The 23,607-nt window shown below is 63.4% G+C and carries 12 protein-coding genes; 2 read left to right on the forward strand and 10 right to left on the reverse strand.

Features of this window, described 5'->3' with window-relative positions; translation table 11 throughout:
- The first annotated feature begins 57 nt into the window (after positions 1 to 57).
- Both SH412_RS26670 and SH412_RS26675 read left to right on the forward strand, forming a co-directional pair.
- A complete protein-coding gene (locus SH412_RS26670) occupies positions 58 to 849 on the forward strand; it encodes a transposase (protein ID WP_336521086.1) in 792 nt (263 codons plus the stop codon).
- A 90-nt stretch (positions 850 to 939) separates the two neighbouring features.
- Positions 940 to 1,110: a hypothetical protein gene (locus tag SH412_RS26675; RefSeq protein ID WP_336521087.1), complete on the forward strand. Its 171-nt coding sequence runs from the start codon at positions 940 to 942 to the stop codon at positions 1,108 to 1,110.
- 258 nt (positions 1,111 to 1,368) lie between these two features.
- On the opposite strand, the gene SH412_RS26680 is transcribed toward SH412_RS26675, so the two are convergent.
- From SH412_RS26680 to pglW, 10 genes are all read right to left on the reverse strand, one after another.
- Positions 1,369 to 3,504 (reverse strand): DEAD/DEAH box helicase, encoded by a 2,136-nt coding sequence (locus SH412_RS26680; RefSeq protein WP_336521088.1) that lies wholly within the window; start codon positions 3,502 to 3,504, stop codon positions 1,369 to 1,371.
- Complete coding sequence (gene brxD, locus SH412_RS26685; RefSeq protein WP_336521089.1) at positions 3,501 to 4,820, reverse strand: BREX system ATP-binding protein BrxD; 1,320 nt, start codon at positions 4,818 to 4,820, stop codon at positions 3,501 to 3,503. The genes SH412_RS26680 and brxD overlap by 4 nt, the downstream gene beginning before the upstream one ends.
- Before the next feature lie 3 nt (positions 4,821 to 4,823).
- The gene (gene pglZ / locus SH412_RS26690) at positions 4,824 to 7,529 is read right to left on the reverse strand and encodes a BREX-2 system phosphatase PglZ (RefSeq protein ID WP_336521090.1); all 2,706 of its coding nucleotides are present in this window, start codon (positions 7,527 to 7,529) and stop codon (positions 4,824 to 4,826) included.
- The gene (locus SH412_RS26695) at positions 7,526 to 11,176 is read right to left on the reverse strand and encodes a phage resistance protein (protein WP_336521091.1); all 3,651 of its coding nucleotides are present in this window, start codon (positions 11,174 to 11,176) and stop codon (positions 7,526 to 7,528) included. Before SH412_RS26695 ends, pglZ begins: the two co-directional genes overlap by 4 nt.
- 33 nt (positions 11,177 to 11,209) lie before the next feature.
- Positions 11,210 to 12,526 (reverse strand): GmrSD restriction endonuclease domain-containing protein, encoded by a 1,317-nt coding sequence (locus SH412_RS26700; protein WP_336521092.1) that lies wholly within the window; start codon positions 12,524 to 12,526, stop codon positions 11,210 to 11,212.
- Between the two features lie 83 nt (positions 12,527 to 12,609).
- Complete coding sequence (locus SH412_RS26705) at positions 12,610 to 13,170, reverse strand: hypothetical protein (protein ID WP_336521093.1); 561 nt, start codon at positions 13,168 to 13,170, stop codon at positions 12,610 to 12,612.
- A gap of 182 nt (positions 13,171 to 13,352) precedes the next feature.
- A complete protein-coding gene (locus SH412_RS26710) occupies positions 13,353 to 14,234 on the reverse strand; it encodes an HNH endonuclease family protein (protein ID WP_336521094.1) in 882 nt (293 codons plus the stop codon).
- Positions 14,231 to 15,478: an AAA family ATPase gene (locus SH412_RS26715; protein WP_336521095.1), complete on the reverse strand. Its 1,248-nt coding sequence runs from the start codon at positions 15,476 to 15,478 to the stop codon at positions 14,231 to 14,233. The genes SH412_RS26710 and SH412_RS26715 overlap by 4 nt, the downstream gene beginning before the upstream one ends.
- A gap of 11 nt (positions 15,479 to 15,489) precedes the next feature.
- Complete coding sequence (gene pglX / locus SH412_RS26720) at positions 15,490 to 19,164, reverse strand: BREX-2 system adenine-specific DNA-methyltransferase PglX (protein ID WP_336521096.1); 3,675 nt, start codon at positions 19,162 to 19,164, stop codon at positions 15,490 to 15,492.
- 122 nt (positions 19,165 to 19,286) lie between these two features.
- On the reverse strand, positions 19,287 to 23,588 hold the full coding sequence (gene pglW, locus SH412_RS26725) for a BREX system serine/threonine kinase PglW (protein WP_336521097.1): 4,302 nt from the start codon (positions 23,586 to 23,588) through the stop codon (positions 19,287 to 19,289).
- Between the last annotated feature and the right edge of the window lie 19 nt (positions 23,589 to 23,607).

Genomic DNA, 23,607 nt, shown 5'->3' on the forward strand with positions numbered 1-23,607 from the left:
ACGGACATGCCGTTCTGGTTTGGAGTTGCGAAAAAGACTTCAGACCAGGAGGCCGGCATGTCCGATTGGATGTTGTATCACGCGTTTGGGATCCGCGGCTACGAAATCGTCCGCCAGGAGAAGTTCGACCGCCGCTGCCTGTCGTTCTCGCTGCGGGCGACGCCGCAGGTGCTGCGTTGTCCCCGCTGCGGTTCGAAGGACGTGATTCGCAAAGGAACCAACCCCCGACTGTTCCGGGGGCTGTCCGTCGGATCTCAGCCGGTCTGGTTCGACGCGGCGATTCCTCGTGTGCGGTGCGACCGGTGCGAGCTGACCCGGCAGGTGCGGATTCCCTTCGCCGACGAGAAACGTCGGCACACGCGGGCATTCGAACGGTACGCCCTGGAGCTGGCGCGGATCACGACCACGCAGCACGCCGCCGACCATCTTCAGGTGTCGTGGGACACCGTCCGCGACATCGAAGCCCGGCACCTGCAGAAAACGTACGGCAAGCCGAAGCTGAAACACCTGACGCAGATCGCCATCGACGAGATCTACCTCGGCAAAAGCGTGAAGTTCCTGACGGTGGTGCTCGATCTGGAGAGCGGTGCCATGGTGTTTGTCGGCCGGGGAAAAGGGGCCGAATCGCTCGATCCGTTCTGGAAGCGGCTGCGTCATTCGCGGGCCGTGATCGAAGCCGTGGCGGCCGACATGTCTCCGGCGTACGCTCTGGCCGTGCGGACACACCTGCCTCACGCCACGCTGGTCAACGATCGCTTTCACGTGATCAAGCTCTACAACGAGCTGCTGACCGAACTGCGGCGGGAGCTGTACGCGCGAATGATCCGGACGTCCAATCCGGCAGCTTGAAACTGGTAGCTGCATTCCCCAATGGCGGCCGAGGGTTCGATGTACTGCTGCCGGGTGTGCCGGATTGGCTAACGCTGTAAGGCTCTGAGCATGCCCTCCAATTTCGCCTTTCTGCCGCCCCACTGGGCCGGCCTGCACGATGACGCAAGCCAAGCGGAGGGGAACGTCGACGCCTCGCCGTGGGCGGCAGCACAACTCTCGTGGACGATCGGCAGAAACCACCCGAACATCTGCGTCTTTCGCGGCTGGCTCCGACAATAGCCCGGGGGCTCGTCGTGGTCCAGAACCTTCCTCAGCGTGGCCAGCCGAAGTAATAGTTCTCATACGCTGCACGCTGTCTTAACTCGCCGGACACGAGTTGCTGCCGAATGGAGGTCCGAAACTCAATGTCGGTTCGCACTCCGGCGCCTCCTTGCGAATATGGACAGATCGGGGCTCGCCCCAACTTTCCAATTCATAGATCTACGCTCCTGCACGCCGCCAATTTCAAACTCCGTAATACGCCGACCTCCGCCGGATTCAATTGCCGTCAACAGGTCTACGGTCTTCCGCCGCCATCACACAGTGTCGAATTACATCGGAGAGGGAGTAGCGTACTCCGTCAAGATCGCGGAGGCGCCCGGCGAGAATTTCGCGGGACAGGCCCGGCGGGAGGCAGTCCGCGAACTTGAGTTCTTTTTCGGCGGCTTCGTCGACCGCGGGCCATAGCGTCTCCGGATCCGGAGCTCGCAGTTCTGCGATCGCCCGTTCGGCGTCGGCCAGCGTCATGGTGCCGTCGAACGTCAGGGCGAAACTGCTCGGAACAACGCGGCACTTCGCCAGTTCCGAGAGCGTCGGGGCCAGCGAGGCATTGGCGCCGATCCCCGCGTAGGTCCACCAGACGATTTCGCCGTCCTCATCTCGGACCAGCACGGTTCCTTCCACGGTCAGCCAGGCAAATTTGTCCCGCAGCAGCTCGATCCGGTCCGCGGCCCGCTGCGACCAGTCGGGACGGGATTCCGACGTGGCCAGCACGCGCTGCATGGCCTGACACAATTGGAAGCCCAGCCCCCGGCCTTCGCCTCTCCAGCTCGACTTGCCACGGGCGTCTGAGGCCTCCACCCAGGCCACATGCTGCGACCAGTCGACGTGGGTCACCCGCCAGGGACGGCCCCCCAGCAGCAGCACGCGAGGGCCTTCCTGTTTGCCCAGAAACGTCTGGGCGTCCACATGCCCCAGTTCCTCGCGACCGTGGAGCACGCGGAACAGCGGGGGTGACAGGAACACCGACATCAGTTCCATGAAGTGCCGCCGGTCGTACGCCTTCTCCCCGGCCCGCCCGATCCCCAGCAGTCCCTCCTCGTCCCACAGCAGGTCCTGATCCAGCATGTGCTGCACGATGCCCGTGATCTGGTCGGGCGACATTGCCGCAAAGCCGGGAACACCGGCGACCCACTCCAGCCACGTCCGCCGTCCGATGCCCCCTTCCTGCAGCACCAGGGCCATCAACTGTTGCGCCAGCACGTGATACGGGTCCGGCGGCGGCACCACTGGTTCGACGTAGCCGGAGGCCCACAGGTCCATCAGTCCGGCGGCCTGCAGCAACGCATCCTCGCTGGTCGCCAGAAACAGACAATTCCGCGTGGTCCCGGCCCGCCGTCCGGTCCGCCCCATCCGTTGCAGGAAACTCGACACCGTCGACGGGCTGTCGAGCTGAATGACTCGGTCCAGGTCGCCGACGTCGACCCCCAGTTCCAGCACACTCGTGGCGACGATTACGCAATCGTCTCGACTGGCAAAGGCCTCCTCCGCCTGGTGCCGCTGGTCCTGGCTCAGCGAACTGTGGGTTACGAACGTAGTCGTTCCTGCCTGCCGCAGCGCCAGGCCAAGCTGCTCGGCCCGCGCACGGCTGTCGACAAAGACCAGCCGCTTCTCGCCGCGATGCAGGCGGTTAATGACGACCGCGGCATTCTGCAGCGAACCAACGAAATCCAGTTTGACGTCCGACGTGAGGGCCGGACCAGGTGGCGGGAGCAGCACCCGCCGCGGGGCCTTGCAGCTTCCGGCGAGCCAGTCGACCAGCAGATCCGGGTTCCCCACCGTTGCCGACAGGCCGATCCGCTGCACCTCGCGGCCGGCCAAGTGGGAAATCCGCTCCAGGACCGACAGCAGGTGCCAGCCCCGGTCGTCACCGGCAAACGCGTGAATCTCGTCGACGATCACCACCCGCAGCCCGGAAAAGAGTGTGCGGGCATCGACTTTCGGCGACACCAGCATCACTTCCAGGGATTCGGGCGTGGTCAGCAGGCAATCGGGCGGATCGCGCAGGATCCGCTGCCGGGCGGTCGTCTTCACGTCGCCGTGCCACAACGCCGCCCGACGCCCGAGCAGCGTCGAGTAACGCTGCAGACGTTGATCCAGATTGTTGAGCAGCGCTTTAATCGGGCACAGATACAGGACGCTGAGCCCCTGCCAGCCTTCCGACAACATCCGCGACAGGACCGGGAAGAAGGCCGCCTCGGTTTTACCGCCGGCCGTCGGAGCCAGCACGATCAGGTGCTCGCCCGCCAGGCTGTGCGGAATCACCGCGTCCTGAAACGGACGGAGTTCCCGCCACCCCAGGCTATTGACGATGTGATGCTGCAGCGCCGGATGAAAGTTCTCGAAGTTGCTCACACTTCCAGCTCAATATCGTCCACGTCGGCGGCACCCATCGCCTGCCGTTCGACGGGAGTCAGTTCGGTCTCGGAAATGGTCAGCGCGTAGTGCTCCCGCGGGTCGAATTCGGGGAACAGGTCGATGCGGTCCAGGACGTCTGCCACGAGTTTTTTCAGGAAGATCCGCGGGGCCACGCCGACTTTGCCCCCCAGTTTTCCCGCCACTCCACTGGCCAGGTCCCGGACGTACTGGTCGTCGCACAGGGTGGCAATGCGGTCCGGGGCCTGAGCGTGCTCCTGGTAAATGTTTCGGACCTTGCTGCCGACCAGCACCATGCGGTCGAGACTGAACGCCGGGAGGCGGATCTGGACGGCGCGGGGATTGTCAAAGCGGGCGTCGGTCTGGAAATCGACATGCAGCCGCTGTGCGAGGGGTTCCAGCCGCTGAATGCCCTGCGGTCCCGTATAAAACGCCGGGGTCCCGGTGATGACGAGGTAGAGCCCGGGGAACCGGCCGGAATCGACTTCATCGATGAGCTGGCGGAGGGCATTGAGACTCTTGTCGCGGACATCGCTGCGGACCCGCTGGATCGTTTCGACTTCATCGAGAACCACCAGCAGACCAGGATGCCCGGAATCGCGCAGAACGAGCAGCACCCCCTGCAGGAAGCTCAGGGCCCCGAAGTGGTCGATGTCCCCTTTGACGCCCCCCAGCCGCTTGGCCGCGGCAGCCACGTTGGGTTGCCCGGCCAGCCAGGCCAGCAGCCCCTCTGCGCCCGCATTGTCGCCCGCCCCCCGGGCCTCGCGGTACCCCCGCAACGCGGCGCTGAACATCGGGGCGGTCCGTGTGACATTGGCGAGTCGCTGTTCGAGGAGTTCCGTCGTCCGGGCCACGAGGGTCGGAGCGTCATCCGGTTGGACCGTCCCCTCGGCGAGGACGTCCTCTTCGAGCGTGTAGAACCAGCCGTCGACGATGTTGCGGAGGGCGCCCTGGGGCGTCCCCGTCGTCGCCAGCCGCTCGATCAGGCGGCGGTAGACCGTTTCCAGACGGTGCAGCGGGGTTTCCGTCTCTGACACCTGCACCTCGGCAGTCGCGAAGCCAAGCTGCCGGGCCCGGTCGGCCAGCCAGCGGGCAAAGAAAGTCTTGCCGCAGCCGTATTCGCCGCGGATCGCCTTAAAGACTCCTCCCCCCTCGGCGACTTTTTTCAGATCCTCATCGAGAGCCCCTTCGAACCGCTCCAGCCCCACGGCGAACGTGTCGAGGCTGTTCTGCGGCACCGTTCCGCGACGGAGCGCATTGATAATCTCTTCCCGGCGTTTGGGGCTCAGCGACATCGGCTACTCCTCGACCAGATCGAATTGTTTGAGCAGCAGATCCCGGTTCAGCTCGACGGTGGACGATGCCACGTCGTGACTCACAACCTGATAACCATCGACATTCAGCAGCCGGATCAACTGGGCCAGCATGCCCGCGACCCGCATCTCGGGCAGCGACAGTACGCGGGCCAGCGCCAGCATGGTGATCTTGCCGCCCCGATCGTCGAGGGCCTGGATGAATCGCTCCACGACGGTCGGATCCCGCAGGCCCCGCGCGGCCAGAGATTGCTGCTGTTCATAGACCGGAGACTTCAACAGTTGAGCGATCCAGCCGGACTTCTCCGATTTCGCAGTCGGCATGACCGCCAGTTCCGCCTCAACCTCTAGATCGAACAGCTTGCCGGTGGGCAACGGCTTCTGCGGCTTGAGCTTCGGCGTCGGCTGGGCGACCGTCGGCGTGGGGGACAGCGACTCGTCCCACCACAGCGGCAGATCGACCGGCTGGAGCTGCCAGCCCTCCGGGAGCTTGTCGGTGCTCGACAGCACCATGATCGGCACCACCATTTCCTGCGGCGACAGTCCACCGTGGTACCCGTGCTGCTTGCCGCCATAGCGGATCCGCTCACTCCACGGAGCCGTCAACTGCTGGCCGGGAATCGTCACTCGGGAACCGCGGACGGCGAACTCGTCCGGATGAGCCTGGCCCACAGTGGGCTTCCAGCGGGCGCCACTGGCTTCGGGAGCCCCCTCGGGAGCCCGCTGGACCGTCTGCGCGTCAAGCACGTGTCCGTGATCGCTCAGCAGGACAACCAGGCGGCCGGCGATGCGGGCCTCATGCAGCAGAGCCGGGACGATGTGCAGCTTGTCCTGCGACCAGCTGACGTCGAGCTGGTCGCCCTTGGCCAGAAAGTCGTCGACGGCGTTGACCACGACCCCCACCACCTTGCGGTGCGAGGACTGGATCGCCTCCCGTACGTCCCGCGCGAGGCCGGAATCCTCGGCCTTCTGCAGTGATGCCTTGTGGAACAGGATTGGAGGATTGTTGGCCCGGCTGTGCTTCAGCAGGGCCGGGTGCTCGGCAAACCCGACCCGCTCGATGTCGCCGTTGCCGGGCTGAAGTTTTCCACAGAGCAGACTCGTCCGCGAAAACTCCGTCACCGATGGCAGCGCGGCGATCCCCGCCCGGTTATGGGCGCGTCCCGGTTCGGCGAGCGGGAGCCATTCTTTCTGCAGGAGATCCGCCAGCAGTTCGCGGCCGACGGCCACGCTCATCCCGTCGATGACAATGACCAGCACCGACCGCTCAGCAGCCAGCGGCGCCACGACCTCGGTGAGAATTCGCTCCACCGGGAGCACTTCGTCTCCCTGCGAACCGGTCGCCGTCCAGTCCACGAGAAACCGGGCAAACTGCTCCGCCTGCCGCTCACGGACCTCGGTCACCGCGGCAAAGAGCCGGGCATAAGCTTCGGAAAGCGTTCCCAGAGGATCGCCTGCTCGCAGGGTGAGGCGGGCCCAGTCCACAAAACCACCTTCGGTGAGGTGGCCCTCGGCGGCCTCGGCCAGCGAGTGCGGACCAGGACCGGCCATCCCTTGGCCGGCAAGCCAGCGGACCAGTCGGAGGGCCATCTCGGCTCGTTCCAGCCGGCGGTTGTCGCGTAAAGCGTGATCATGAGCACGAATCCCATCGAGGGCGGATTTCAGTTTGCCGACGGAACTCCAGGCCTGCTGCTGCACGACCTCCGCCAGGAGTTGCCCAAACTTGGTCAGCCGCTGGTCGAACCCTGCGGGTGACGTATTGCTTAAGTGAGCAAAGCCCGTGGCCCCGAACTCCTGCAGCAGTGTATCTGCCCGGACCAGGAGCTGCCGAGATCGGTCGGCATCCGTGTGGCGGATGGCCCGCACGACTTCAGTAGCGGCCGCACCCCAGCTCTGCATGAGGTCGGCGGGAGGACTCTGGTTATCGAGATACACCCCCTCCAGCTTCCCGATCGCCTTGTCGAGTCGTCCGCCCACATCCGGAGCGAACAGGACACCGGCGACGAGCCCGAGCGGCACCGCGTCCGTATGGTCCCAGCCGGCCATCGCCGGCAGCAGCACACCGGCAACAGGACCAGCCTTGTCCGCCAGCCAATCCGTGACCGCCCGGCGGAACTGGTCCGACTGGCATTTCCAGAGGCCGATGGCATCCGGGGTGATCGACCACCGCAGCAGGGCCGTCAGGTCCGGGCTGTCTGTCGACAGGCCCAGCTTCTGCCCCAGCAGCAGGGGCCAGGCCGTTTCCGCGTCGAGAAAGGCTCCGCGTGCGGCCGGGTATCCTTCCGGCGGAACCGATTCCAGCAGCGCATCTGCGATCCAGCCATGCCGGGTCAGCCGCGGATCGACAGCGTGGGCCTGAAACAGCGTCCGCACGATCTGCCAGGCGTCAATCTGGAACAGGCAGCGTTTCGCGAGGCGGACGCGAATATCGTCACTCAACTCCCCGTCTTCGAGCGGGGTGAGCAGGATTTTTGTCGTCTGCCCGTCCATCGGCAGGCGCAACGCCTGCCGCAACGCCAGCGGCGAATCGCACTGCTGCACGAGATAGGTCTCGGCGCCCTCCTGATTTCGCAGCTCGCCCGTCCAACGGCCCGTCGAGCGGATGCCGATCGTCCTTGCCTGCGGCATTTTCTTACGGATCGCTGCCACCTGGGCCCGGATCTGGCTGAAGGTCGGATTGGCCACGCTCATTTCGGGCCTCCTTCTTCAATCACCCAGGAGATGCTGACCCGCGCGGTCTGCCCCGGCTTCAAGCCATGCTTAAGATCCGCAAGCAGTTTCTGGACGGCTTCCACCGTGATGTCACTGGAACTGTGTTCGGACACAATGTGCTTGCCAGCGTCCGGTTTGACGGGTCCCAGCACTTTGGGACCAGGTGGGGGCGTCACCGCCAGTATCTGCAACGCCTTCGCGTGGGCGGCTTTCAACGCCGGGGCCAGGGCGAGCGCGTGCTCGTCACTGCCGAGGGCTTGCCGGACCGAGTCCACGATCAACTGCACGGCGGCCTGGCGGTGGTCGGTAAATTTCCGGACCGCGTCGATGAGTTCCCAGCCGTAAGTGTCGAGACTGCCTTCGAGCTCGCCGGCCCCCTTCAGGCATTCCCCCATCGCCGCTTCGCTGGTCTCGACTTTGGCCTTTGCCAGGACATCAACCACGGCTCCAGTCGCGACTGCGACGAGCTGTTCCACCAGAGCCAGTGTCGCGGCCGCCGTTCGGCCGCGGTCAGTCTCCTGCACATTCAGTTCGAACTCCGGTAACCGGTCCCGCAACTGCTGCAGGTACTTTTGACAGGCCGTCCGTACCCCCTTCGCCTGCTGCTGCACGTCGCTGCTCAAGCGACCGACGTTCGCCGCATTCCGCAACCGCGAAACCGTCAGTCCGAACACGCTCCCCGCCCGTGCGACGGCAACTTCCCAATCCGATTCGTCAGGGAGTACGGTACTCCGCAGTTCACACTCATCGGGGAGGGTCTGCAGCGTCGCGCTCTCGTACGGTCCGCCGTGCCGGTAAAGCGTCTTGTCGGTCTGGGCGGCGTAGAGCAGGATCACCAGATTCTGGGACTCTTTCGACAGCCCCATCGGCTTTGGTTCGTCGATCCGCTGCCGCAACTGGCCGACCGTCACGGGGGTCCCTGCGTTCCCGTCAATCCGGCTAAAGTGCGATTTCCAGTGCTGCCCCAGTACGAAGTGCGTGGCATCGGGCCCCATGTCTCCCAGCTGCAGGGGATTGGCCACCTGCCGCAACAGCGTCCGCTGCAGCTTGTCGATCGCCAGCCGGCCGTCCGGGGCCTGCGTCGCCGGCAGGACCAGTTCGTAGACCTTCTTCAGGACGCTCGGCTTGATCTCAGCCTCGAAATGCGGCGCTCCCGGATACTCGTGAGCCAGCGCCTGGCTCAGCAGGTGATCGGCGGCAGCGTGGAGATTCACGGCCACCGGTGCCTGCGGGACGAACCCCGGATCGAGCGACGCGTAATGCTCGTTCAGCTCCAGATCGTGCGTCGTGTCGAGCGAACCCGCCATGATGGCGTCGAGACCGTAGGCCGCGTCGAGGTGGTTCTGCACCCGTTGCTTCAGCACGCCCCGCTGGCTCTCCAGGGTCGACTTCGCCGCGAGCCGGTCCTGCGGGGACAGGTGCGTCGCAAACTGTCCAAACCGCTCGCCCGTCAGTACGTACTCTAGGATCACCAGCATCCCCAGATCCTTCTGGGCGTCGGCGCTGAAGAACGACGGCACCCAGCAGAGGGTCTTCGTCCCTTCGGGATGCGACTGCAGGAAGTTCTGCAGCACGCTCAGGTCGTCCCGCGGCGTCCGTCCCGCTTCGTCGAACGGGAAGTCGATGACCAGCTTCCAGTCGTCCGAGGAATTCTGCAGCGAACTGGCCGGCAGCTCCCGGATGTTCTTGAACAGAATCTCCGCCCGCCGCGGAGTGTTCCGCCAGAGGAATTCGTGGAACTGCTCGAATTCCCCGTCTCCCGTCACGCCGAGCTGGTCGAACAGCATCTGCCGGACCCGGCGGATGCGGTTCCCCTGGTTGTCCTCCCGGCGGGCCTGCGCGATGATCGCCTCGACGTCGACTCCCGAGAGCTGCACGCTGATCGTCGGGTTCGCCTCTTCACCGATGCGGATTTCGCCCGCATCGCCCGCCCAACTCCGCACCCGGCGGAGAACTTCCTGGGCTTCGCGGCCGGGGATGGGCGTCTTGATCGTGCCGTGGTTCAGGGCGGCCAGCTTTTCCGCGTTCAGGCCGCGCAGCGCTTCGACCTCCGGCACCAGGGCCGACAGCAGCAGCGTCTTGACCAGCCGGTCGTCGTTGCGGAAGGCCGTCCGCTTGGGATCGCCGTAAGGCAATGCCTCCAGTTCCTCCCGCCGGGCGCCGTGTGTCCGCTCCAGCAGCGGCAGCAGCTTCTGGTGATAGAGCCGCTTCGCGTTGTCGAAGTGGATCGCCATCTCGGGACTGAAGGCCTCGTCGCCGTGGGCCACCACGTCGAACAGGTCCCCCACCGGGATGATCTCCCCGACCTGCAGCGTCTCGCGCTGGTCGACCAGGAGCTGCATCATCACCTTCAGGGCCGTCCGCTCGCGCTGCAGCACGCTCGACACCGCAATCAACGTCTGGATCAGGGCCGGGCTGAAGGGGTAGACCTTGCGAAACATCTGCTTGTCCCCGGTCTGGGTCAGCAGAATGTTCAGCACGTTGTCTTTCATCCGGGCCGTCTGCTCGAAGGCAGCGTCCAGTTCCTGTCGGGCCGCGGCGTTCTTCACCTTCAGGACGCGCTTCTCGGCGATCGCCGGCAGGTTCCGGTCCTCCAGCGTGATCGTGTCGAACCGCCCCTGTTGAAAGTCGAGCGAATCCCCGAAGCTGAGCTGCTGCGCCCCCGGGACGTGATTTCCCACCAGCTCCCGCAGGTCCCGCTGCCGCGCGACGAAACTCACCAGCGGGATCGGACGGTCCGCCGACTGTGCTTCGACCAGGTTCGTCAGCTTCGCCGCTTCGCGATTGACGAAGCTCAAGTCCGCGGCATGCGTCGCCAGCCAGAGGATCAGTTCGTCGAGGAACAGGATCAGCGCATGATAGCCCAGGTCCGAGGCGTGCCGGCTGATGACCGACAGCCCCTTGTCGAAACGGATGAAGTTCCCGCCCCGGTGCGTAATCACCTCGGCGTGCGACGTCGCCACGGTTTTCAGCAGTGTGCTGACCAGCAGCAGATGTTTCTCCGAGTCCGGCGGGGCCCCAGCCGCCTCCTCGAACTTCGCCGCGGTCCACGCTTCCGTCAGATCGCCCCAGGCGCCAGCCTGCCCTGCGTTCAGCCGGTTGAAGAACGGCTCGTCGCCATAGCTGGCCCGTTCCCCCCGCGCCTGTTCAATGATCGCCGCCGAGGCGTAGACGGGAGGAACCGGGGCCTCCGGATGCGTCCGCCGCATGAACTCGACATAGTTCCCCAGGATCCCCGATTCCATGTCGTGGGAATTGAGCATGTGAAAGGGGATGAGCAGGAACTTCTTGCCGGCGAGCCACTCGTTGTGTTTCTGGATCACCGTCGCCAGCTCAGGAATGCCCCGCGCCGCGGGGTTCCCCTGCAGGACCAGGTGCAGCACGGCCATGAAATGGCTTTTACCGGCGCCGAAGCTGCCGTGCAGAAACGTGGCCTTGCTGGTATGCCCTTGAAGAGCGCTGCGGATGAACCCCAGGGCCGCGTCGAAGCACTTCGCCAGTTCGGGCGTGACGACGTACTCCCGCAGCGTCTCCTGCGGGTCGGTCACCCCTTCGGTCAGCTTGAGGACGAAGTCCCCCTTCTGCACGCGTTCCGGGATGTTGATGAGGTCTTTGATGAGCGTCATATCAGGCGATCTTTGCTGACTGTCCTGGCAATCTTACCGGCGGCCGTTGCGAACGGCCCCTTTTGATGCGTTACACGACGAGCAGGCCAACGCGGCATTGGCGAGGTCTGTCTTGCCGCCCCTGCTGTGTGGGGCAATGTGGTCCACCTGGAAGTTGTTCCAATCGAGACGCACGCCACACAACGAGCAGCACTTCTTCTCGTCACTGTTCCAGAGGAGTCGCCGCTGCTCGGGACTGAAGATTCGGCGTTCATCCTTGGCCTCGAATAGGCCGCTGAGAAGTTGTTCGATCATCTCCGCCCGCCGTCTACGCTGCGCCAGATTGTCGGTCGACTGCTGGGTCAGCATGAGGTAGTCCACGTAGACTTGCTGCTCGGGAGTCGGTCCGCGGGCCTTCCGCTGCTGCTCGCGAACCGCGTCGACACCGTCGGAGAACTGCTGCAGCAGGTCCGCAGCGACCGCGTTCAGCCGGCGATTGTTGAAAATCAGCTTCTGCTGAAGCATCTGCCAGATCACCAGGAACAGTGTGTAGAACTCCGCTGAATTCTTGAATCGCGTCGACTTCAGGCTCGGGCACACTTGTCTAACGGCTCGCAGCGTGGCCGAGAATTCGTCAATGGCTTTCTTCAGCTCGCGGGGAGGGGCGGCTTCGTTTCCAATCGCCTTGTCGACGGCCTGCTTCTTATGAATGGGACCGCCCGACGCGATGGAAGCCAGGAGTTCACTCACAAGTTCGACGTCGCGCATGCGGTCGATGTCGGTGGCGGAAACGATTCGCTGGGCCGTGAGGAATTCACGATGCCGCCTGGCGAGACGTTCTGCGTCCTTGAGAAATGGGCTGTTGTAGAACTTGGCATGCCGCTTTTCGCTGGTCGTCAGAGCCTTGCCGGTCGAGTTGATACGGACAAATAGATCCACGATGTCGGACAAGGAACCGCCGACCTCAGCAACCTGGATTTTGTACATCAGGAAGTTTGCGGTCCGTTCCCAGCGTTCGAGAGATTTCCAGTCCCATTCGTGAAGACCTTCGTCACTGAAGAATTCGAATTTCACACCGAAGCCCAGACGATTGAATGGCCGCAGACGCGAAAACATGAAAATCGTTTCGAGCCGCTGCTTACCATCCAGCACGTCGTACATCGGCACGCCGTTCTCTTCGCGACGGTAAAGGAAGATCGACGGAACAGGATATCCCTCCAGGACAGACTGGATCAGCTTTCGGCGGTCCGTGATCTTCCAGACGCTCTTCCGCTGGAAGCCGGGCTCAAGATTGAGGTGACCGTTCTCCTGCAGGTTCCTCAATTCGAGGATCGTCTTCGTTCCGTACTCGACGGTAGCTTCGCCCGCCATTCGGTCCCCCTTGTTCTATCCGGCCCCCTCGGGGACCGCACCAAGCGACTTCGATCTGATCAAGTTATGTTGTCCGTTCCGTGCTACTTCTCGTGACCTCTCGGCAGATTCTCGGGCCAAACTTCGCGAACACGCCCGTCGACGACTCTCGCGACCACAGATCCGGCATCGGTTGCCAGATGAACGAGGTACTCACTAGCATCAGAACCGTAGGGATACTCAAAAGAACTCGCTCTCTGATCGCGGCTCAAGATTGCTATGATTGACTCACCAATTCGGGGAGGTGGTTCAAGAACCACTTCAAGCGGGCTGGGATCCTCGGAAAGCATCCGCAATTCAGGGATCTGATTGACCAATTCATTGGCCTCGTTCCGCAGTCGCGATTGAAGCTCTTCGCGATCCCGCCGTGTCATCCCTCTCTGCTTCGTGATGGACACCGGCTTTTGCCGGCTCAGTTCTTCTCCGGTGCGTTCGACATTCGGGGTTCGTTGGTGCTGCCCATTCCTTTCACGGGTTCGATCGGGGATCTGTGTTGCCGTCGCCTGAATGGCTTCTGGCTTTTGGACCAGCACAGCCAAGCCATCATCGATCCGACGGGCATGGACGACAGCAGCCGTGAACGAGGCCACGAATTCATAACGCATTCCGTTCAGCTCGAATGTGTCTCCCTTCCTCACGGTCTCTGGCCTCACGCTGATTTGTCTTCAGGTGACCGGTCGTTTCCTTCGGTCAGCTTGAGGACGAAGTCCCCCTTCTGCACGCGTTCCGGGATGTCGATGAGGTCTTTGATGAGCGTCACAGAGTTGTCCATTGAACTTGCGAGCAGCTAACGCGACTTTGTCGCCAGCCACTTATGAATTGTGTCGTAAACGTCTTCAGCTTTTGATCGATTCGAGCTCCACAGGCGAACAAAACTACGAACCGCATTGGCATGTGGACTGCGAGCGTCCTCAAGCCTCGCAACCGCCGCTTCTCCATGGAGTCGGTCTTGCACCGAACTCGCGGCGCTGTCGCGCTGCCTAAGTGCAAAATACACGTGCTCTAAACGTTCGGCACGGGACTTCAACAGTCCGGTCCGAGGGCCAGTCTCATCCAGTCCGAAAAAGTCAATTGTTACCAGCGCCCGCAGCCTGGAAAAGCCTGTCCGACGGGCTTTCGGCGAAATCCCAAAGAAGGCGATTAGGTCCTCCGGCTTATCATCAAGATCAGACAGAGGGTAGATGAGATAGGCCTTCTCAACAGTCAAAGCAGTCGGATCGTCACTCTTAAACAAAGGCTTCTGATAAGTGGGAAATCGATCGCCCTTGTGAGTGGTGTTGCACGTTTTGCAGGAAACGATGTAATTGAGCGGATGATAAGCGAGCAATGTGTAACCGCCGCTCGACCGATGCGCCTGCTTGAAAGCAGTTACACCTTTCTCCACAAGATGCTCGGGGACGGCCCACGGCGATACTCGATTCTTCGGGCGAAAGTGTTCGACATCGCATTCAATGGCTTGCTCGGCCTCGATCTCCCGCTCGCAAAACGCGCACTTTGGGCCCTGAATCTCCATATAGACGGACTTGATCTCACTCCATATGCCGGTAATGGTCGTTCGGGTGCCGGCACGCAGCTCGCCGGTCCGCTGCTGCGCGCGTTGTCGCCACGTCTTGTTGCAGGCATCAATTTTCTGGTAGAGCTCATCGGCCGTAATCGCGTAATGAATCATCGCGTCTCCTCCATTCCGCGAGCGAGACTTTCGACCAGCGCTTTCGCGGCCTGTTCATTGCCGTCGCGAGCCAGCAGAGTCAATCGATTGAGTTCACTGGACTTCGCCCGTGATCGCGTCGTCTTCAGACCGAACAGCCCCGACACCAGCAACTGATCCGCATCCAGACCGTGAATGCTCTCCTCCAGACGCTTCACCGTCGTCCGGTTCGATTTCTCCCCCGCCTTCAGCGTGATGATGTTCATCCACTCCAGGCTCCCCGCCACCAGCGGACTGTGCGACGTGAAAATGAACTGCATCTTCGGCAACGCCTTCGCCACCGTCCCAATCACCTGCATCTGCCACTTCGGATGCAGGTGCAGATCGATCTCGTCCACCATTACGATCCCGCAGCCGTCGATCAGCATCTTGCCCGACGGCGCCCCGAAACAGACGTGGTACAGCAGATCGGCCACCCAGCCGATAAACGCCCGGTATCCGTCCGACAGATGCTGAAACGGAATCGGCATCCCCCCCCGCGAAAACAGATAATCCCCCCCGTCGTTCTGCTCCTCCGTAAACACATAGTTCCCCGGTTTCAGCAACCGGTTCAGCAGCGTCACCACCTGCTTGTAACGCCCCGGATTGTGAGTCTTTTCGCGCGGCAGCCAGTACGACAACGGGATCAGCGAAAAGAAGTCCTCAAACAGGCTCTGCACCCGCTGCGCCCGCGCAAACGACTTCTTCGTCCGGGCCCCGACGTCCACGTTCTCGGCCCGCTCCACCCGCCGGGTGGCCCCGTAACCCACCACAAAGAACGCGTCGTTCTTCGAGCTGTAAACCAGCTTCCAGGCGTCCTTATCCGGTTCGGTGAACTCCCCCAGCTCCAGCTCCCCTTCCCGCGTAAACACCGTCCGCGACTTCAGCATCCGCCCCGCCGCCTGGTCCTGCGCATGCAGCAGCAGACCGGCGTCCACAATCGCCTTTTGCTCCCCCCAGCGAATCTGCGCGTTGTCCCCCAGCGAGGCATCCCGAGCCGCCGGCCCCAGCGCGGCCTGCGCAATCGCCCGCAGAATCGTGCTCTTCCCCGAGCCGTTGTCCCCCAGCAGCAGGTTGACGTTCGGCAGCCGCGGCTTCGGCAGCAGCTTTTCCTCCGCCTCAGTCTTTGGATGTCGCGGCCGGTACGCCTTGTCCGGATGCACGAACTCCAGTTCGTTCCTCACGAACGTCCGGAGGTTCGCCAGCGCCAACGTCTCGACATACATCGCAATGTCCCTTACGAAGTCTTCTTCCGACCCTTACCCACCTTCGCCGGCGGCTTCCACCCCTTCAGCTCCGCCACCGTCAGCCCCAGCTCGCGGGCCTCTTCCTGCACGAACCCTTCAAAATAATCCCCCATCGCCTGGCCGCCGAAAGCCGCGTCCGGGGCGTTGTGCCATTGTTTCAGCCAGGGGACCAGTTCCGCCAGACCCGCCAGCAGCGGCGGCAGCCGGGGATCGTCCCGGCCGCCCAGCCGTTCCTGCACGTCGACGTAGTACGCGCTGATCGCCTGCGCGAGCTGCAGGTGATCGTACCCCGCCCAGGCGATCATCGCCGTCCCGTCTGCCCCGTCGCAGTGCGGAAAACTGACCCACCGCTCCTTCGGCACATCCAGCTTGCCGCGCAGCCGCCAGAAATCGCTCTTCAGAAAGTCGGCGCTGGTGTACTTGGGCGGGACGGGAATCGTGCCGACCGCCTCGCCGGCGTCTTCCCGGCGCTGCAGGTCCCAGGTCTTTTCCCACTCGGCCCGATTGCGGAGCCCCTTGTCCTTGTAGCGGAGGACGGGCAGCAGCGGCACGCTCTCGGCGGCGACCAATTCTTCGACCAGCCGCTGGACGTCGAACGCCGGGTCGTCGCGGTAGAGGGCCCCGACCTCCTGGAACTGCGGATCGTTCCGGGCGATGTCGGCGAGCTTCGCCACGGAGATCAGCCCGATGTCGACCTGCGACGTCGGAGTCCCGGCGTCGTTCATCCGGCCGTCAAAGTCGAAGTAGCTCTCCAGCCGATCGAGGAGCCATTCGCGCAGGGCGCGTTCGAGCTGCGACTCCCACGGCTCGGTGTTCCAGCGGCGTTTGTATTCGGGCTGTTCGATCAGCCGGATGTTCGGGTCGGTCTCGATCAGCTCGATCCGGCGTTCGACCAGCCGGCGGTAATCGGCGGGCCAGTCGGCGGGGAGTTCGGTGATGGGGGTGGAGCCGTGGCGGGCGAACCAGGTAGTCTGCGTTTCGCCGGCCGCCATCTTCCGGGCCAGCACAATCTCGAACGCCCGCTGGCCGAGCTGCAGCGCGGGCGGTTCGGGGAGCGTGAGGTCTTCGTCGAGCAGGCCGTAGAGGCGGTAGCATTCCCAGTCGAGTTCTTCCTGGGCGGCGATCATCTGCCCTCGGACTTCATGCGACACAGCGAGAGCATGCGTAATCGCATCCCGCGAAAGCACACCCTGTCGTCTCAAAGAGTTTGGTGAGACTGCCTCGTGTTTCTGGCCGAGGACATCAAGGAGACGCGGCAACGCAACCGAAAGACTCTCCGGAAGAGGAATATCCTCAACGCTCGTGGCATTAAAGTTGAACCTCTCGTCCCACAGAGTACGCCGGACTCGCGCACCCTCCTGCCCGACGTGGTCACCACCTTTGGGAAAGCATACCTGCTTAATCCAGAAGCACGCAGTTGAGCTATTCAGGCAGCCAAGCACAGAAAGGTAGTCGCCCTCGTCTGCCCCATCCATCAGCTTAATAATGCGCGAGGTCTCTTTTGAGAGCTGCCCACGGCGGTCAAGAATGAAATTGTTGTGCGTGGAAACAAATGCGTAAATAATAGTCCATTTCGTAAGCAGTCGCTCCAGTGAGACCTGGTGCCACTCCCACCACGGACGCCCCTCCTCGAAATAGGTGCGTTTGTTGAAAGTGGCGCGGTTTCCCAAGACTGTGCGGCAATGCCAACACCACCGATGAACGCCGGGGATTTCAGGCAAGTCGATCAGATCGGTGCGTCCATACGGAAACAACGCAAAGTCTCCATCGTCGATCACCCAGTCTCTGAGTTCCTCGCCTAGGATCAGTCGTCGTATTGCGTGGCGTTCCACCTTCCTGCGCTGAAAGCAACGCTCAGGAGCAAGAATCACCTGATCCGCGTTTGTCATGCCGAATACGCCGACCACGCTTGCAATGCTACGAAGGGTCCGTTCATTTTTGCGTTCAAGTGCCTCCTTCAACTGCGAAAGCCCACCACCTCCTATTGACCACGGGTGTTTTTGGAACTGTGCACGTGATGAGTCAGAAACATTTACAAACTCATTCGGCGATTCCGGCGTGTCGATGTGAGCGACAATCAATGACCACACTAACCCATGTGAAGGATCTCGAGGTGTTGCAGGTTCACCTTTAATGCCCATTACCGTCCGAAGCGTGCTTGATAATGGCCGTCTATTTCGCCCAAGTAGAATGACTGTGGGCGTGCCATGTCCGGGGATATATGCGCCGCTAGTGTCAATTACGTGCGTTAGATCTACTGTCGGGAGGAAGTCCTCGATGAGCTTCTGGCCGAAGGCCGCTTTCATAAACGCGTTACCGGTGATCTGCCCCGTGTACCCTCCGGCGACCGCCAGCCGGAAGATGCGTTCGAGAAATGGCACTGTCAGCGAATACTTCATGTGGCACGAATGAAAGCGTCTTCGGTAACGCTCATTGAGCTGCTGATCATTTGGCGTAATGTAGGGCGGGTTGGCGACGACTGCGTGATACGTCCCAGACCGAAGGATCGACTTCAACGCTGACAGGTCTTCGCTTTGATAGGCGTGCTCACACTCGGTATCTTCGGATGCCTCAGCGAGGATTTCCTGGAACTCCAATTGTCCCTTTGAGTAGTGTTTGCTCCCACTTTTGAGTGGAGCGTGCAGCAGCGAATCGCCGCAGACCACATTCAGCCGGAACGCTGGGGCGTCGGCCAGCCGCCGGATGCCGCAGGCCCGCAGCGCCGCCAGCAGCAGCCGGAACCGCGCAATGGCGATCGCGTACGGGTTCACATCGACGCCGTGAATGCTGTCGAGCGCCCGCTGAACGAGGACCCGCACATTGGTGCCGGGTTCGAGCCGCTGCCAGCGATCGAGGATGCGTCGGAAGGCACCGAGCAGGAAGTGCCCGCTGCCACACGCCGGATCGATCATGCGGAAGAGTTGAGCGTTGAGAGTTGAGAGTTGAGGGTCGGAGGCCGGTGCTCCGTCCGCGGGGCCCAGGCCAAATTCTTCGATGGCCGGCTCCAGCGTTCGGTCGAGGATGAATTCTTCCACGAACTCCGGCGTCTGCAGCAGGGCGTACTTCTTACGGGCGGCTTCGGAGAGGTCCTGGTAGAGATCGCCGAGGAAGCGGGTGTCCCGGGCCGGGTCGGTGAAGTCGTGGACCAGGGCGCCCGTGTTGGCGTCGATCTTCTGGAAGAACCGCAGCAGTTCGCCGGCGGCGTCGCCCGAGAGCCAGTTTGGCAGTTCGCGGAGCGGGTTGTGGCCGCCAAACACGTCCCGCGTCCCCGGAAGCCCGGCCAGCTCGTCGAAGGTGTGGAGAAGGTAGTCCCGGTCGGTCTCCTTCGGATGCTGCCGGAAGTAGAGCTCGTGCTCGTCGCGGGCCCGCTGCAGCCGCTCCCCCGGCCCCGCAATCCACGGCGGCTCGATCAGACTGTTGTCTTCGAGGAAGCGCACAAACACCGCCGACAACACCCAGGCCGCGGCGTGCTGCGTGACGGCGTCGCTCCGCCAGTCCTCATAGTTCTGCGCCGTCCGCTCGGCCTGCTGGGCCCGCTCAAATTCCTTTTTGAGCGTTTCGCCCACCTCGGGCACGTCGGCCGAGGCGCTCCGTTCGAGCAGATCGGCTTCGAGCTTCGCGAGGAGCTTTTGCAGGTCGGAGAGGAGAGCGGAGCGGTCGAGCATGGGAGGGGAGTTTTCAGATGAAAGACGGAAGACAAAGAGTTTGACCGCGGAGGCGCGGAGAACGCGGAGTCAAGACGAGCAGAAAACGGCGGAAAGTTCTACAGAGACAAAGGGACGAGTTCTCACGAGCGATCCTGTTGAGCATCGGGTATTCGGTCTGCTCCCTCTCTTCTCCGCGACCTCCGCGCCTCCGCGGTGAAATCCTCTTCCTCGTCCCGCTTCGATTTTCGTCCCCGATGCACGTTCTTGATCCAGCTCTGTGGGATCTTCGCCCGCTGGCCCGGACCGATGAGCGGGACCGATTTTCCGTCGAGGAGCGGCTGTTCTCCCGGAAGCAGTAGCCACAGACCGGGAATGCCATCCCGCCGGCCGACTTTCTGCGACAACCGGCTGAGCAGGTCCATCTGGCCGTACCGCGACAGCAGCCCGGCGTAGATCACGACCATCGTCTTCTGCGCCTGCAGCAGCCGGGCCTCGACCGCTGGCATCGCCCGGCCGACGAGCATCAGCAGCTTGTCCCAGTCCCCCTGGTTCGGCGCGGCGTCGGTCTGCAGCACCAGGTCCCAGTCGACCTTCGCCTTCACGACCACGTCCTGCAGGGCGTCGAGGAAGACCCCTTCGAGGTCGATCAGCTCGACATCGAATCGCCGGCAGAGCTCGTCGCGCGCGGCGTCGAATTCCTTCGGCGATACCTGGAGGCAGAGGAACGCTCCTTCGGTCATCGCCCGCTGCAGTTTTTCCTCGAACTGCCGGGCGTCGGCCTCTTCCGGTGTGACCTCGCCGGGCTCGCCTCGACCCGAGAGGGTCTCCAGCCGGCTGGTCGGCGTGCTGCCGCTGGTGACGGAGAGCGAATTGCGGAACTTCGGCTTGTAAGCCCCCTGGCCCACTTTGAGCGTGGCGTCCCATTCGAATTCGAAACCCGCTTCCCGCAGCAGGTCGTCGAGCTGCGGCCGATCCGGCAGCGGCGCGGCCTCCGGATAGCGGCTGCTGACCCGTTCACGGATCTGCGGCACCGTCAGCGCGCTGACGCCGAAGATCGCCCCCTGCGACAACTTGAGGGTCCGCAGGGCCGACATGCCGCGTGGGTAAAGCTCCTGCCGGCTGGAGACCGCGGCCGTGCGTGAGACGGCGGCCGCCAGGCGGAGCAACCGGGGATCGGCGATGTCTGCACCCGCAGGGGCCGGGACTTCGCGCAGACGTTCCAGCACCCGGGAGGCGCCGGCGAGGGGATCTTCGGCCGCCAGGCTGTCGGCCACGTCCCCCAGTTTCCCGGCCCAGGCGAGCAGCTCAGCATTGCGGGCGACGAGGACCCGGCCCCCATCGCGCTGCACGGCCAGCTTCGGATCGGACATTGTCCGTTCGACTTCGAGGGCGGCGCGGACCACCGCGCGAGCTCGATCGGTCCGCAGCGGCTCTTCGACCATCGAACCGCGGGCGACGAGGACGGCCTCGGCCAGTTCGGGGATCGTCATCACGCCCCCCTGGCCGGCGACGATCCCGTCGAGGTCGATCCGCAGTTTCGTGAGGGCGGGGTCCTTGGCCCAGCGGGCCTGCAGCTTGCCGACGATCTGACCGACGCGGGCGCGGGTAACGCCAACGACTCTGGCAATGTCGGCCTGCGCCGGCCACGGCCCGGCGTCTCCCAGCCCCAGCAGCAGCCGGACCACCTGGGTCACGGACTCTCCCTCTCGCGAGCCAGTCCTGAGCAGCCGCTCGGCCATCAGGTCGACGCTGAGCGTCGCCGAGGCCAGAGATTCAACCTGTGACTCGGGCTCCTCGGCAGCGGACTCCTCGGCGCCGGCCGGCTTACCGAGCCGGTCTCGCAGAATCTTAACGGCCGCCGCAATCTCGCGGCGGGTCTTGTTGCCAACCCCCCGCAGACGCAGCAGACGTCCCCCGGGAGTCGAAAGCAGGTCTTCGACGGTCAGGATATTAGCGCGGTCGAGCACGTTGGTCGCCCGCGTCCCCAGGCCGAGTTCGAGGATCGAGGTGTCGAACGTCGCCTCGGCCAGCCGCTGTTCGAGCTCGGCTTTCCCGGCCGGATCGATGGGCGGACTGACCTGATCGACTTTCCGAAAACTGTCGCGCCAGGCCTGGAGCATGTCCTCGGCGTTGTCGAATCGTTCGGCGATATTGCGACGGAGGGCCCGACGGAAAAAGCCGATCAGCGGTTCGCGCAGGCCGGGATCGAACTTCTCAGCGTCGAGTGTGATTTCGACCGTCGACGGCAGCTGCGAGGCGTCCGATTTTCCATCCCCCCACTCCGGAAGCTGCCCGATTGCCAGTTCGTAGAGCGTCAGCGCTACTGCGTACCGCTCAGCATGCAGGTCCCACCGCGGAGGTTTGCGCAACCGCAGAAAGGGGTCGAGGTAGGCTTGGGTTCCCGCGACAATGTTCTCCGGGGGCATCCGCGACAGCGAGAAATCGAACAGCACCAGGTGCAGCTTGTCACCGCGGCCGACCATCCCGATGGCGATGTTCTCGGGCTTGATATCGCGGTGCGGGATGCCCTGTTCTTCCAGATGGCTGACCACACCGAGCAGATCTTCGCCGAAACGCTGCAACAGATCGATGTGCAGCGGTCCTTCGTGGTAAACCCGTCGGCCGAGAGTCTCGATCGACCGCTTGTCCTTGTCGACAAACACCGGCCGGAGCAACAGGCCCAGCCGGTCGCCGAGCTCGACGGTCTTCACATACTCCACGATGTGGGAGTGCCGGAGCTTCGCCAGGATGTCCGCTTCGTCCTGGATCCGGGCATTCTGCTCGGGAGAATTCGCGACTTTGAGGACGAAGTCCTGGTCGTTCTGCTCGACCAGCAGGGCCACGGACGTCGAGCCCTGACCAATCCGCCGGACGACTCGATAGCCGCCGGGAAGGACATCGCCCGTCGCAGCCCGCGTCGGATCGTCGCCGTATTCGTGTTCCGGGGTGGTCAGCTCGTTCTCGACCTCGTCAAGCGTTTCCAGGAACAGGGCCACGGAGTCCGTCCGGTTCATGACAACCGGATGGGTGGCCCCCTGGATCAGGAGTTGGAGCCATTCCCCGGCGCCATTGAGCACGGAACTGATCTGCAGCCCGGTCGTATCCCGCAGCTTCTCGCTCAGTGCGATGGCGTCGGCCGCGGGTGGCTGGCCGGAGAAGATGTGGTAGGCGATGGCGCCCAAGGAGAAGACGTCGAGATGCTCGCCAAAAGCGTCGTCGGTCAGGGCTTCGGGCGCCATATAGGCGGTACCGGCCTGATCGACCAGCCGTTCGACGTGTGACGTGGCGGAAACTTGACGGGACGCGCCGGTCGACGAGGAGCTGTCGCGGTAGCCAACCTGCCAGTTGAAAACCTTCAGCCGCGGCCGGTCGGTATCGGCGGCAGTGACCAGAATGCTCTGCGGGCAGAGAGCCCGATGGACGATGCGCTTGTCATGAGCGAACCGGACGACCTCGGCCAGCTGGCGGACGAGATCGAGCCGGACGTCGTAGCTGAGCGAATCGGATCGCTGGCGGAGGAAATGGTCGAGCCGGATGCTGAGCGGATCCTGCTCGAAGATCAACGCCGAGCCGACTTCGTGTTCCGTGTAGCCGTAGACTTTCAGAATGCCGGGATGCTGCAATGTTTCCAGGAGTTGGAACTCCCGCAGGGCCGCGCGTTCCCGCATCTGCCGCTCTTCCGGCGTGGCGCCTGCGCGGACGAGGTAGAGTCGCACCCGCCGGACGGACTCCTTCACCTGGGCATGCCTGGCCTCCCAGTCCTGGTAGCCGGGCCCCTCGCCGACAAGTTTCTGCAGGACGTAGTCAGAAACTTTCCGCAGCCGCTGCGACGGCCGGATGCCGGCCTGTTCCAACGCCTGAGCGACGAGCTTCGCCGTGGGGCGGTCGTGCGTCCCCTTGGGGGGAGCTTCGAGCCCCGGGAAGTCCCGGCGGCGGATTGCCGCCATGATGCCAAGCCGCTCGGGGCTTCCGTCCGATTTCGGCCGGTCCCGCGGGCAGACGCGCAGCCGGGCGTTTCCTTCCAGCTCCAACTGGAGTTGCGCGGCCGAACAGAAGACGAGAGGCTCGACGAAGGGCAGCCGTTCCTTCTTGAAAGCCTTCTGCCGCTCCAGCAGTGAGCGCAGCTTCTTCGCCTTGAGGTTGGTGCCGATCAACGGGTTGTCGACGGTCTTGAATTTGCCGTCCGAGAACCACGTCCAGGTGCCGGCGTCCCCCGTCAGCCGCCCGGGCTGGCTTTTGATCTCGATCAAGAAGAAGCCGGCGGTGGTGAAGACGAGGAGGTCGACCTCGTTAATGCTGCCATCGTCGGCGATGAACTCGAAATTCGACCAGGCGCGGAACGGCTCGTGCGTGGGGAAGTGGCTGCGGACGAACTCCAGAGCCTCCTGCTCCCAGGGAAATTTCGATTCGCTGATCGCAGTCCAGTTCTTTGCGGTCGTCATCGCGCTCGCTGTCTGCACG

It is taken from the genome of Planctellipticum variicoloris, assembly GCF_030622045.1.
Taxonomy (GTDB): Bacteria; Planctomycetota; Planctomycetia; order Planctomycetales; family Planctomycetaceae; genus Planctellipticum; species Planctellipticum variicoloris.

What these genes read in the sequence shown, in the direction of transcription:
- SH412_RS26710 (WP_336521094.1), bottom strand. Translation starts at nt 14,234, where the DNA reads ATGATTCATTACGCGATTACGGCCGATGAGCTCTACCAGAAAATTGAT.
- brxD (WP_336521089.1), bottom strand. Translation starts at nt 4,820, where the DNA reads ATGTCGCTGAGCCCCAAACGCCGGGAAGAGATTATCAATGCGCTCCGT.
- SH412_RS26715 (WP_336521095.1), bottom strand. Translation starts at nt 15,478, where the DNA reads ATGTATGTCGAGACGTTGGCGCTGGCGAACCTCCGGACGTTCGTGAGG.
- SH412_RS26700 (WP_336521092.1), bottom strand. Translation starts at nt 12,526, where the DNA reads ATGGCGGGCGAAGCTACCGTCGAGTACGGAACGAAGACGATCCTCGAA.
- SH412_RS26670 (WP_336521086.1), top strand. Translation starts at nt 58, where the DNA reads ATGTCCGATTGGATGTTGTATCACGCGTTTGGGATCCGCGGCTACGAA.
- pglZ (WP_336521090.1), bottom strand. Translation starts at nt 7,529, where the DNA reads ATGAGCGTGGCCAATCCGACCTTCAGCCAGATCCGGGCCCAGGTGGCA.
- SH412_RS26675 (WP_336521087.1), top strand. Translation starts at nt 940, where the DNA reads ATGCCCTCCAATTTCGCCTTTCTGCCGCCCCACTGGGCCGGCCTGCAC.
- SH412_RS26695 (WP_336521091.1), bottom strand. Translation starts at nt 11,176, where the DNA reads ATGACGCTCATCAAAGACCTCATCAACATCCCGGAACGCGTGCAGAAG.
- pglW (WP_336521097.1), bottom strand. Translation starts at nt 23,588, where the DNA reads ATGACGACCGCAAAGAACTGGACTGCGATCAGCGAATCGAAATTTCCC.
- pglX (WP_336521096.1), bottom strand. Translation starts at nt 19,164, where the DNA reads ATGCTCGACCGCTCCGCTCTCCTCTCCGACCTGCAAAAGCTCCTCGCG.
- SH412_RS26705 (WP_336521093.1), bottom strand. Translation starts at nt 13,170, where the DNA reads ATGCGTTATGAATTCGTGGCCTCGTTCACGGCTGCTGTCGTCCATGCC.